This is a genomic window from Pinirhizobacter sp., assembly GCF_035317885.1.
Lineage (GTDB): Bacteria > Pseudomonadota > Gammaproteobacteria > Xanthomonadales > Rhodanobacteraceae > Pinirhizobacter.
The window spans coordinates 1-11,317 of record NZ_DATHFX010000250.1; the positions used below are offsets into that span (position 1 = coordinate 1).

Annotated in this window: 12 protein-coding genes; 4 read left to right on the plus strand and 8 right to left on the minus strand. The window is 64.1% G+C overall.

The genetic code is table 11. The features are described 5' to 3' along the window. Positions 1-247 (plus strand): AcvB/VirJ family lysyl-phosphatidylglycerol hydrolase (locus VK519_RS08140; RefSeq protein WP_324348882.1); only part of this gene is annotated, 247 nt, incomplete at its 5' end. Here the strand turns inward: VK519_RS08140 and VK519_RS08145 are convergent. Together VK519_RS08145 and VK519_RS08150 are read right to left on the minus strand one after the other, a co-directional pair. After that, complete coding sequence (locus VK519_RS08145; RefSeq protein ID WP_324348883.1) at positions 248-778, minus strand: gluconokinase; 531 nt, start codon at positions 776-778, stop codon at positions 248-250. Positions 779-866: 88 nt separating this feature from the next. Then, positions 867-2,468 carry a phosphoethanolamine transferase gene (locus VK519_RS08150; RefSeq protein ID WP_324348884.1) on the minus strand — a complete coding sequence of 534 codons (1,602 nt, stop codon included), beginning with the start codon at positions 2,466-2,468 and terminating at the stop codon, positions 867-869. Positions 2,469-2,658: 190 nt separating this feature from the next. Here VK519_RS08150 and ltaE point away from each other — a divergent pair, with 190 nt between their 5' ends. Further along, positions 2,659-3,678, plus strand: a complete 1,020-nt coding sequence (gene ltaE, locus VK519_RS08155) for a low-specificity L-threonine aldolase (RefSeq protein WP_324348885.1) — start codon at positions 2,659-2,661, stop codon at positions 3,676-3,678. Here the strand turns inward: ltaE and zapE are convergent. Both zapE and VK519_RS08165 read right to left on the minus strand, forming a co-directional pair. Further along, on the minus strand, positions 3,675-4,784 hold the full coding sequence (gene zapE / locus VK519_RS08160; protein ID WP_324348887.1) for a cell division protein ZapE: 1,110 nt from the start codon (positions 4,782-4,784) through the stop codon (positions 3,675-3,677). The two genes, ltaE and zapE, sit on opposite strands and share 4 nt — an antisense overlap. Further along, a complete protein-coding gene (locus VK519_RS08165) occupies positions 4,781-5,467 on the minus strand; it encodes an alpha/beta hydrolase (RefSeq protein WP_324348889.1) in 687 nt (228 codons plus the stop codon). Before VK519_RS08165 ends, zapE begins: the two co-directional genes overlap by 4 nt. A gap of 51 nt (positions 5,468-5,518) precedes the next feature. Between VK519_RS08165 and VK519_RS08170 the strand changes: the two genes are divergently transcribed. Next, complete coding sequence (locus VK519_RS08170; RefSeq protein ID WP_324348891.1) at positions 5,519-6,124, plus strand: acyl carrier protein phosphodiesterase; 606 nt, start codon at positions 5,519-5,521, stop codon at positions 6,122-6,124. A gap of 33 nt (positions 6,125-6,157) precedes the next feature. Here the strand turns inward: VK519_RS08170 and aceA are convergent, their stop codons facing one another. Further along, complete coding sequence (gene aceA, locus VK519_RS08175; protein ID WP_324348892.1) at positions 6,158-7,450, minus strand: isocitrate lyase; 1,293 nt, start codon at positions 7,448-7,450, stop codon at positions 6,158-6,160. 32 nt (positions 7,451-7,482) lie between these two features. Beyond that, complete coding sequence (gene aceB, locus VK519_RS08180) at positions 7,483-9,081, minus strand: malate synthase A (protein ID WP_414692716.1); 1,599 nt, start codon at positions 9,079-9,081, stop codon at positions 7,483-7,485. Positions 9,082-9,225: 144 nt separating this feature from the next. On the opposite strand from aceB, the gene VK519_RS08185 reads away from it, so the two are divergent. Continuing rightward, positions 9,226-10,200: a LysR family transcriptional regulator gene (locus tag VK519_RS08185; RefSeq protein ID WP_324348893.1), complete on the plus strand. Its 975-nt coding sequence runs from the start codon at positions 9,226-9,228 to the stop codon at positions 10,198-10,200. Positions 10,201-10,257: 57 nt separating this feature from the next. Here the strand turns inward: VK519_RS08185 and VK519_RS08190 are convergent, their stop codons facing one another. Continuing rightward, positions 10,258-10,845, minus strand: a complete 588-nt coding sequence (locus VK519_RS08190) for a 1-acyl-sn-glycerol-3-phosphate acyltransferase (protein ID WP_324348895.1) — start codon at positions 10,843-10,845, stop codon at positions 10,258-10,260. Beyond that, positions 10,842-11,264, minus strand: a complete 423-nt coding sequence (gene arfB / locus VK519_RS08195) for an alternative ribosome rescue aminoacyl-tRNA hydrolase ArfB (protein ID WP_324348899.1) — start codon at positions 11,262-11,264, stop codon at positions 10,842-10,844. The genes VK519_RS08190 and arfB overlap by 4 nt, the downstream gene beginning before the upstream one ends. Positions 11,265-11,317: the final 53 nt, after the last annotated feature.

The window sequence follows — 11,317 nt, forward strand, 5'->3', positions numbered from 1 at the left end:
CAAGGCACGCATCATTACCCAATGGCTGAATCCGATCCCACACACCCCGGCCATCCCTCCCATCGCTGCGTTGAGCGGCAAGCCGCCCGTGGCGTGCTATTGGGGCGCGGACGATTTCGACGACTCGATCTGCACCGACAAGGCTTTACCGAAGTGGGTGGTGGTGCACCCGATGCCCGGCACGCATCACTTCGACCAGAATTACCCGGCCCTGGCCACGCGCATCATCAGCGACTTCCCGAAGTAGTCACGCGGGCCGGTGGGCCAGCCAGGTGAGGAAACCATCGACGATGTGCGTGGGTGTCTGGTCGATCTCCGCGCGATAGATATCATCGCCATGCGGTTCTTCCAGAGTCGCCAGTTGGCTGTCGAGCAGATGCGGATCGAAGAAATGGCCTTTGCGGGTGGCCAGGCGCTCGCGCAGCAAGGCCGGCGTGCCATGCAGGAACACGAATACCGTTCCGGGGCCTGCGAGGCGCTCGCGATAGATGCCCTTCAGCGCCGAAGCTGCCAGCACCAGGCCGCGCCCGGTGTCGCGGTGACGGTTGATCACGCCTTCGATGGCCTCGAGCCAGGGTTCGCGGTCGTCGTCGGTAAGGGGGATGCCTTCACGCATCTTCGCCACGCTTTCGGGCGTGTGCAGCTGGTCGGAATCGACGAAGTCGCGCTCCGTCCGCGTGGCCAGCAACTGGCCGATGGTGGTCTTGCCCGAGCCTGACACGCCCATCACCACGACGATGGGCGCGCTGGTGTTGCCGCTGGATGGGTCTGTCGTCATTGGGATATCCCTGGCATGGTCCGACGACTCACACCCTAAACCTTTCGGCCGGCGCGATAAATACTTATTCCCATGCGCGCCGCGCCAATCACGGTACGGCTGGGGTCGGCACGAGGTGGCAGAACGCATCGTTGGCGCCATGGTCATAGTCCACGGCTCCGGCGAATGTATGGACTTTTCGCGCTGATGCATCGGGACGTTCAGAAAATAGCGACATGCCGGCCTGATATTGGGGGTAAGTCAGTCCTCCCATATCCACCAAGGTGTCAAACGCGTAAAGCGTTGTCACCGGAGCGTCGCGATTGGAAAGTGCATGCAACCATTTCTGGGGATATGCCTCGCGCCAGCTCACCGAGGTCCACATATATAGCGGGACTTCAAAAGCTTGTTTGATGTCGTAGTGTTCGCTGCGCCCGTCGCACTCGCCAAGCTTCAAGCCATGGTCGGCGACGTAGAGCAGCCCATTGCGACCAGGCAGGGCTTGAAGCTCGATCAGTATCTGCCCCAGGATGAAGTCGGTATAAGCGATGCTATTGTCATAGGCATCGGGAAATATCGCGAATGAAGCGGGATAACGCTTCTCGAAGTTCTCGTGACTGCCATAGAGATGCATCACGATGAACTTGTCATCAGACGTTGCGGCAAGCTCGGAACGGAACCTTGGCAATAAATCCTCGTCGAGCGAAGTTGCTCCCGAACGGCTCACCGCGCGTGAAAACCAACGATCATCGGCATACTTCGCGTAAACTGACACCAGGCTGTCGTCAGCGCCCATGGCTGCCTGATTGCTGATCCAGCTCGTGCGAAACCCCGCTGCTGCGAACAGGCTTACCAGATTTGGCGTGCGGACGGCTGATGGAGCAAGCCGGTCATGCCTGGCAACGATCACCGGAACCGCATCCACGGTGTACGGATGTAGTGTCACCGCGTCCGAAAAGGCGGCCACGCCATCGATACCTTCGACGATTCTCGTGGTGGGTGTTGTATAGCCAAAGATGCCATGCCGGTCGCGCCGTGCGCTCTCCCCGATCACCAGGACGACCGTGCGCGGACCGCCTGTATTGTCGATTTTCTGCGCAACCACAGTGCTTGATGCAGCCGCCTCGCGTTCGGCGCCCGCAAACAGGGCCAGCTCTCTTCTTGCTTGCGCGCGCCCGGCTAATACGCTCCACGGGAAGGAATTGTGGAAATACCTGTTGGCGCTCTCGGCAAGCGACCCTTTCGAACCACCGAGGCCGACCATACCTATCGATGGAACCAGAAAGGACGCCGCGCATGCGAATCGCATCGTCCGGTGCCGGAATATCGGTCCGTCAATACGTCGCACCACGGTAATGAAGGTCAGTGTAGCTACCGTTATCCAGATCACCAGGGGAAGAGCGAAGCCGGCGAGATACTCGACGACTTCCGATCCGCTGCTGTCGAGAAGAATCAACCAGAGGCTCAACCCAGGTGCCATGCGATAAGCGTGCTGATAATAAAGAACGGCCGGAAGACACAAAACCAGTGGAAATAGGAGGATCGCCACGGCTCGGCGCCGGTTGATCAACGCCAGGACGGTTAGCCATAGCGGCAGGCCGTGGAGCAGGCCCAAAGCGGTGCGGCTGACCGTTGGCAACATGGCCAAGGCGAGAATGGTAAGAAAAGCAACGCTGCCGACGCGGCCTTCCTTCCTACTGAACCCATCCATGGCGGCGCTCGAACTCCTCATATCCATATGGGATCTCGTTGCAGGCAAAAGTGGCCGTGACCCTATTCGAGGAATAGCTCAGGGCCTATAAGAAATATCTGAATTCTACGAAGGAAAATGCGGGCGCCTTGCGTTGTGTAAGGCGAAGTGGCGCCGTAATATCAAAGTCTTTAAGAATGTGTAGGCAGCCATGGCGATCATCGACCTGCGTAGCGACACCGTCACCCGACCTACCGGGGCCATGCGCGAGGCCATGCTCGATGCGCCCGTGGGCGACGACGTGTATGGTGAAGACCCCACCGTCAATGCCCTGCAGGAGCGATTGGCCGCGGAACTGGGGTTCCAGGCGGGGCTGTTCGTCCCCAGTGGTACGCAAAGCAACCTGCTTGGGCTGATGGCACATTGCGAGCGGGGCGATGAATACCTGGTGGGCGCCGATGCCCACACCTATAAATTCGAAGGCGGCGGCGCGGCGGTGCTTGGGTCGATCCAGCCGCAGCCGATTGCGCACCAGAGCGACGGATCGCTGGCCATCGCCGATCTCGAAGCGGCGGTGAAGCCGGTGGACCCGCATTTCGCCCGTACGCGCCTGCTGGCGCTGGAGAACACCTGGCACGGTCGCGCGCTACCGCGCCAGTATGTGCGCGAGGCGCAGGAATTTGCCCGTCGCCGCGGGCTTGGCCTGCATCTGGACGGTGCGCGGTTGTTCAACGCCGCCACGGCCTACGGCGTGCAGGCGCGCGAGGTGGCCGCCGGCTTCGACAGCGTATCGGTGTGCTTCTCCAAGGGACTCGGTGCGCCGGTGGGCTCAGTGCTGGTCGGATCCACCGCCTTGATCGACCGTGCCCGCCGCTGGCGCAAGGTGACCGGCGGCGGCTGGCGCCAGGCGGGCATGCTGGCCGCCGCGTGCCTGTATGCGCTGGACCACCATGTGGCAAGGCTGATCGACGACCATGCGCGTGCGGCGCGGCTGGCCGAAGGCTTGCGTGGCCTCAAGGGCATGACGGTGGATGCGCAGCACACCAACATGGTGTTTGTCCGCGTGCCGGTGGACCGCCTGCAGGCGCTCGATGCACACCTGCGCGCCGCCGACGTGCGCGTGAGCATCGGCTACCTGCCCAACGTGCGCCTGGTGACGCACCTGGATGTCGGCGACGACGGCGTCGAGCGCACGATCGCCGCCTTCGATGGTTTCTTCGGCCGGAACTAGACCGGCCGATGCTCGCGGGCGAGGTATTCCTCGCTCTGCATTTCTATCAGGCGCGATTCGGTGCGGGCGAACTCCGCGCGCACGCGCTCACCGTCGTAGAGCTCGGTGATGGGCGCCGCGGCCGACAGCACCAGCTTGACCTGGCGATCGTAGAACTCGTCCACCAGCAGCACGAAGCGCTTGGCCTCGTTCTCGGTGTATACGGTGAACTGCGGCACGTTGGACACCATCACCATCGGGTAGCGGCGCGCCAGTTCGATGTAGTCGGCCACCCCGCGGGGCCCTTCGCAGAGGTCCGCGAAATCGAACCAGGCGATGTTCGCCGCGCGTTTGCGCACGGGAATCTGGCGGGCGTGGATCTCAAGGGCGCCGCCATCGGCGACGTCACCCGTGGCCTGGGCACCGAAAATGCGCGCGAGCGAACGTTCGGCTTCAGCCCCCGGTGGCACCAGGTACACAGGCGCCTGGGCGAGGGCGCGCAGGCGCCAGTCGCGCGGGGAGGCCATTTCGTGCACCTTGCAGTGCTTCTCGATCAGGGCGATGGCTGGCAGGAAGCGCGCACGCTGCAGGCCGTCCCTGTACAGGTTCCCGGGCGGCGTGTTGGAGGTGGTGACCAGCGATACGCCGCGCTCGAACAAGGCTTCGAGCAAATTCGCCAGGATCATCGCATCGCCGATGTCATTGACCAGGAATTCGTCCAGGCACAGCACGCGCGCCTTCGCCGCGATGCCTGCAGCTACCTCCACGAGCGGATCGGCGCGTTCGCCCAGCGCGCGCATGGCTTCGTGGGTTTCGCCCATGAAGCGATGGAAGTGCCGCCGCAGCACCATGCCCCGGGGCATGCTCGCCACGAACATGTCCATCAGGAAGGTCTTGCCGCGGCCGACGCTGCCCCAGAGGTACAGGCCCTGTACCGGCTCGCGGGTATCCCCCAGGAGCGTCTTGATCTTGCCGAAGAAGCCGCCGTTGTCCTGCTTCTGGCAAAGCGCCGCATGCATGCGATCGAATTCGGGCAACACGCCCAATTGCGCGGGATCCGATTCCCAGCGGTGGCCGGTCACGCCCTCGCGGTAGCGAAGGCTGGGGGTTACGTCATCGCAACTCATCCCTGGCGCGCTGGCGGCAGCCAGTCCTTTACCCCGTGCTTCACTGCACCGCGCAGGTCCATCAGTCGGCGGTGGAAGAAGTGGCTGGTCTCGGGCATGCGCACCAGCACGGGCTCCGCATCGAGGCTGTCGATCCAGTCGTAGACGGTTTGCGGGTCGACGACTTCGTCTTCCTCGCCCTGCACGATCAGCCAGGGGCAGGTGGGCGTGCGCAGGCTGGAGAAATCCCAGCGGCCAGCGGGCGGCGCGATGCTGACCAGGGCGTCCGCGTGCAGGCGCACCGCGTTCGAGATCGAGACGAAGCTACCGAAGGAGAACCCCGCCAGCCACAGGGCATCGCCCGGATGCACGCGCCGCGCCCATTCGACCACGGCGGCGAGGTCGTCGCCCTCGCCCAGGCCGTTGTCGAACTCGCCCTCCGAAGCACCCACGCCGCGGAAGTTGAAGCGTGCGGTGTCCAGGCCCGATTCGCGCAGGGAGCGCTCGAGCATGGTGACCACCTTGTTGTGCATGGTGCCGCCCTGCAGCGGATGCGGGTGGCAGATCACCACGGTGCCGCGCCGGGCTTCGGCCGGATCGGCGGCATCGGTGGTCACTTCGAGCTTGCCGGCGGGGCCGGCGAGGGCGAAGCTGAAGGCTTGGGCCGGGAAGGTATCCGGTGCATCCACGAGAGGTTCGTTCATGGAGGCCATTCTACTAGCTGCGGCCGGATCCTTCCGGCCGGGTGCGACACTTTGAATATCCTTGCCCACGCTTTCCTTGGCGGCGCCGACGATGACCTGCGCCTGGGCGGAATGATGGGCGATTTCGTGCGGGGCGCACCTGATCCCTCGCTTCCGGAAGGGGTGCGGCGCGGGATCGTGCTGCACCGGGCCGTCGACACCTTCACCGACCGCCACCCGGCGGTGGTCCAGGCGCGCGGCTTGTTCCAGGCGCCGTTCCGGCGTTATGCCGGGATCCTGCTGGACATGTGGTTCGACCATTGCCTGGCGCGGGATTTCAATCGCTGGAGCGACGTGCCGCTGCAGGACTATTCCGATGGCGTGCGCGCGTTGCTGCGCGAGCGTGCTGGCATCCTGCCCGAGCGCATGCGCGGGTTCGTCAGCTACATGGAACGCGAGGGCCTGCCTGCGAACTACGCCCGCGCCGACGCGCTGGGCCGCGCGCTGGCCGGCATGTCGCATCGGCTGAGCCGGGAAAATCCATTAGGCGAATCGATGCCGGTGTTGCTGGCGCTGGAGGGCGAGCTGTGGCCGCGCTTCCGTACGTTCTTCCCCGACCTGGTGGCGTTTGCCAGGGGATGGGCGGCAGGGCGGGAACGAGGCCCGGGGTCAGAGTAATTACTCTGACCCCTAACCCCCAGCCCCCAACCGTCAAGCCGCGCTGGCCCGCGGATGGAACTGTTCCTCCTCCGTCGACCCCGACAGCGCCGACAACGAACTGAGGCCACCCGCGATCACCTGGTTCACCTGGTCGAAGTAGCCGGTACCCACTTCGCGCTGGTGCTTGGCGGCGGTATAGCCGTCCTTCTCGGCGGCGAATTCAGCCTCCTGCAACTCCACATAGGCTTCCATCTGGCGATCGCGATACCCGCGGGCCAGCTGGAACATCGAATGGTTCAGCGCGTGGAAGCCGGCCAGGGTGATGAACTGGAAGGTGTAGCCCAAGGCGGCCAGGTCCTTCTGGAAACTTGCGATGGTGTCGTGGTCGAGGTTCTTCTTCCAGTTGAAGCTGGGTGAACAGTTATAGGCCAGCATCTTGCCGGGGAATTTGGCCTTGATGGCTTCGGCGAACTGGCGCGCCTGGGCCAGGTCGGGCGTGGAGGTTTCGCACCAGATGAGGTCCGCGTAGGGCGCATAGGCCAGGCCACGGGCGATGGCTTGGCTTATGCCCTGCGTGCTTTCGTAGAAGCCTTCCACCGTGCGCTTGCCGGTGAGGAACGGCTTGTCGTGGTCGTCAACGTCGCTGGTCACAAGGCCTGCGCCCATGGCATCGGTTCGCGCCACGATCAGCGTAGGCACGCCGGCCACGTCTGCCGCCAGACGCGCCGCGACGAGCTTCTGCACCGCTTCCTGCGTGGGCACCAGCACCTTGCCGCCCATGTGACCGCACTTCTTGGCGCTGGCGAGCTGGTCTTCGAAATGCACGCCGGCGGCGCCGGCCTCGATCATGTGCGACATCAGTTCATACGCGTTGAGCACGCCGCCGAAACCCGCCTCGGCATCGGCCACGATGGGCAGCATCCAGTCGATATCGTCCTTGCCTTCGGCGTGGTGGATCTGGTCGGCGCGCAGGAGCGTCTTGTTGATCTTGCGCACCACGTTGGGCACCGAATCCACCGGGTAAAGCGATTGATCGGGATACATGGTGCCGGCCGTGTTGGCGTCGGCGGCCACCTGCCAGCCGGAGAGATAGATCGCCTTCAGGCCGGCCTTGGCCTGTTGCATCGCCTGGTTGCCGGTGAGCGCGCCCAGCGCGTTGACGAACGGCTCGGTCTTCAGGCTCTGCCACAGGCGTTCGGCGCCGCGGCGGGCCAGCGTGTGTTCCACCTGCACGTTGCCGCGCAGGCGCAGCACGTCTTCGGCGCCATAGGGGCGCGACACGCCCTCCCAGCGGGAGTCCTGGTTCCAGGCCTGGTTGATCTCGGCGGCGGTATTCGTCTTCATGGTGTGCTCCGGAAAAGAGTGTGCGGCGGTCATCAGGCGAGCTGGTCGTAAGCGGGCAGGGTGAGGAAGTCCGCCAGGATGTCGGCGTGGGTGAGGCGGCCAATCAGTTCGGCCGCTTCCATGGCGTATTCGTGGCCCGGGTCGCGGCTGTTGGCCAACAGGTGCGCGTGGCGGTTCAGGGCCTGGTCGAACAGGGCGAAGTCGATCACCGCATGGTCTGAGAATTCCACTGGGCCGCGATGCAGCCACTGCCACAACTGCGCGCGGGCGATCTCGGCGGTGGCGGCGTCCTCCATCAGGTGATGGATGGGCACGCAGCCATTGCCGCCCAGCCAACTGGCCGTATAGCGCAGGCAGACTTCCACGTTGTTGTCGAAGCCCGCGCGGGTCACGGTGCCGATGGCTGGCACGATCAGCTGATCGCGGGTGACTTCGACATCGCCACGCAATACATGCACCTGGTTGGGCATCGGCATGTGGGCGTCGAAGATTTCCTTGGCCACCGGCACCAGCGCCGGATGCGCCACCCATGTGCCGTCGTGGCCGGCGGTGACTTCACGCAGCTTGTCGGCACGCACCTTGGCCATCGCCGCTTCATTGGCGACATCGTCGTTGCGAATGGGAATCTGCGCGGCCATGCCACCCATGGCGAACGCGCCGCGGCGATGGCAGGTGCGGATCAACAGTTCCGAGTAACTTTTCAGGAACGGCACCGTCATCACCACCTGGCCGCGCTCGGGCAGCAGGCGATCGCGGTGGTCACGGAAGGTTTTCAGGTACGAGAAAATGTAATCCCATCGGCCGCAATTCAGCCCGACGATGCGCGTGCGCAGCGCATGCAGGATTTCATCCATCTGGAACACGGCCGGCAGCGTTTCGATCAGCACCGTGGCCTTCATGCTGCCGCGCGGTAGTTCCAGCTCGCCCTCGGCCAGGTCCATCACGGCGTTCCAGAGCGCCGCCTCCTCCATCGACTGCAGCTTCGGCAGGTAGAAGTAGGGGCCGCGGTCGCGCTCATTCAGGGCGCGGGCGTTGTGGAAGGCGAACAGGCCGAAGTCGAACAGGGCGCCAGCGATGGCCGTGCCGTCGATCTTCAGGCTGCGCTCGGGCAGGTGCCAGCCACGGGGGCGGACGATCAGCACGGCGGGGTCAGGGCCCACACGGTAGACCTTGCCCTCTGGGCTGGTGAATTCGATGCTGCCCTTGACCGCGTCGCGCAGGTTCGCCTGGCCGCGCACCTGGTTGTCCCAGGTGGGCGAACTGGAATCTTCGAAGTCGGCCATGAACACTTTCGCGCCGGAGTTGAGCGCGTTGATGATCATCTTCCGCTCCACCGGCCCCGTGATCTCCACCCGGCGGTCCTGCAGGGCGGCGGGAATCGGTGCCACCGACCAGGCGCCCTCGCGGATGGCCCGGGTGTCGTCGCGGAAGTCGGGCAACTGGCCTTCGTCGAAGCTGGCCTGGCGGCGGATGCGCTCGGCCAGCAATTCCCGGCGGCGCCCGTCGAAACGGCGGTGCAGGGTGGCCAGGAAGGTCAGGGCATCGGGGGTGAGGATCGCTTCGAAGCCGTCCTGCATCGTGCCTGTCAGCTGGATCGTTTCATTGGCGAGATATTCGGCTGCTGCGGCCATGGCCCTTGGTTCCATATCGTTGCGTTGACTGGCAAGCTACGGTGAAAAGGGCTAAGTTGACAAAGCAAATGTTTCAATTCGTTACATTGTCTTTGTTAAAGTCATAGGTAAATGCCTGAATCTAAAAGACAAAAAGTAACGGGTTTGCGCCTGAACAAGGCTGCGGAGGATGTTGAGCGCCTGTATTACAAGGGCAACCGGCAGAAGCAGCTGCGTGCTTTCGTGGCGACGGTGAAGCTGGGAACCCTCACCCGTGCGGCTGAGTCGCTGTTCCTGTCGCAGCCGTCGATCAGCCTGCAGATCAAGGCACTGGAGCGGGAACTGGGTACCCGGTTGCTCGAGCGAACCCGCCGGCGCATCACGGTCACCGATGCCGGGGAAATCCTCTACGACCTGGCCCGGCCCCTGATCGAGGGCATGGATACGCTCGACCGGGATTTCCATGCCCGCACCCGCGGCGTACAGGCGGGCAAGCTGACGGTGGCGGCGGGCACGTCCACCATCCATTACCTGTTGCCCGACATCGTGCATGCCTATCGCGAGCAGTACCCGGCCGTGCAGTTGCAGCTGGCCAACGTCACCGGCCGCGACGGCCTGGCCATGCTCCGCGCCGATGAGGCGGATTTTGCCATCGGCTCGATGCTGGACGTACCCAACGACATCGCCTGGGCGCCGGTGTACCAATACGATCCAATGCTGATCATGCCGCTGGGCCACCCGCTGGCGGCGAAGGAAAGCATCCGCCTGGAGGATCTCTCACCCTATGGCCTGATCCTTCCACCGCAACGCCTTACCACCCACCGCATGGTGGACATGGTGTTCCAGCAGCGCCAGGTGCCCTATACGGTGGCGATGGAAGTGGGTGGATGGGATGTGATCAAGCAGTACGTGGCCAAGGGCATGGGCATCTCCATCGTCACCAGCATCTGCCTGTCCGATGCCGACAAGGGGACCCTCGCCATTCGCAACATGCGCCAGTTCTTCCCGCAGCGAAGCTACGGCGTGGTCATGCGCAAGGGAAAATTCTTAAGCACCGAAGCCCGCGCCTTCATCGACCTGATTCGTCCGGGCCTGCTCAGCCATCGCGACTACGACGAGCCCGGCCACTCGCAGCGGTGACCAACAGCGGCAACAGCGGGGTCAGAGTTTCACTCTGACCCCCAACCTCAAACTCCGTCACTCGGTATTGCGGTGCTTGCCGACGTACGGGCGGAAAAGGGCGCGGATGGCACTCATGTCGGCATCCTGGTCGCCCGTGGGATAGAAGGGTTCGCCCAGGGTGAAGCTCTTCGACGGATAGTCGATGAACAGCGGAAGCAACGGCACGTTGGCGGCTTCGGCGATGCGCAGGAATCCGGACTTCCAGTGGACGACCTTCTTGCGCGTACCCTCCGGCGTAATGCCCAGCCACATGCGATCGCGCGAGCCGAAGCGTTCCTTCATCTGGTCCACGATATTGGTCGCGGCGGAACGGTCGATCGGCACCGCGCCCAGTGGGCGCAGGATCACGCCAAGCGGGCCGTCCACCACCTCGCGCTTGATCATGATGCCGATGTCGATGCCGTGATACACCTTCAGCAGCACGCCCCATACACCGTCCCAGTAAGACGAATGCGGCGCGCCGATCACGATCATTTTCGGCAGGTTGGGGAACGTGCCCTTGAGCTGCCAGCCGCTGATCGACAATACGAAGCCGCTCACTCGACGCCAGAAGTTGCTGCGGATCCGCGGCACATTCGTGGGCACGGTGGGTAGGGGCTTCATTCGTCGCCCTTGGGCCGCGACCGGCCGGCCTTGACCTGTCCGCGCTGCTGCTTGCCGGCAAGCCGGCGTTCTTTCGAAGCACGCGTCGGCCGCGTGGCCAGGCGCTTTTTCGGCACGATGGTGGCGCCTCGGATCACCTCGGCCAGCCGCTCGCGCACATCGTCGCGATTGCGCGCCTGGTCGCGAAACCGGCGCGCCTGGATCACCAGCACACCGTCGGTGGTAAGCCGACGATCGGCCCGCGCCAGCAGGCGCTCGCGGACGTCGTCGGGAAGGCTGGGCGAATTGACCACGTCAAAGCGCAGCTCCACCGCACTCTCGGTGCGATTGACATGCTGCCCGCCAGGGCCGTCGGCACGCAGGAAGCGTTCGACCAGCTCCGGTTCGGGAATGATGATGGAGGGCGTTACGGTCAGCATGGGGCGGGATTCTAGCAGGGCATCTGTTGCATCGCCTGCCGGGACAGTCAGGT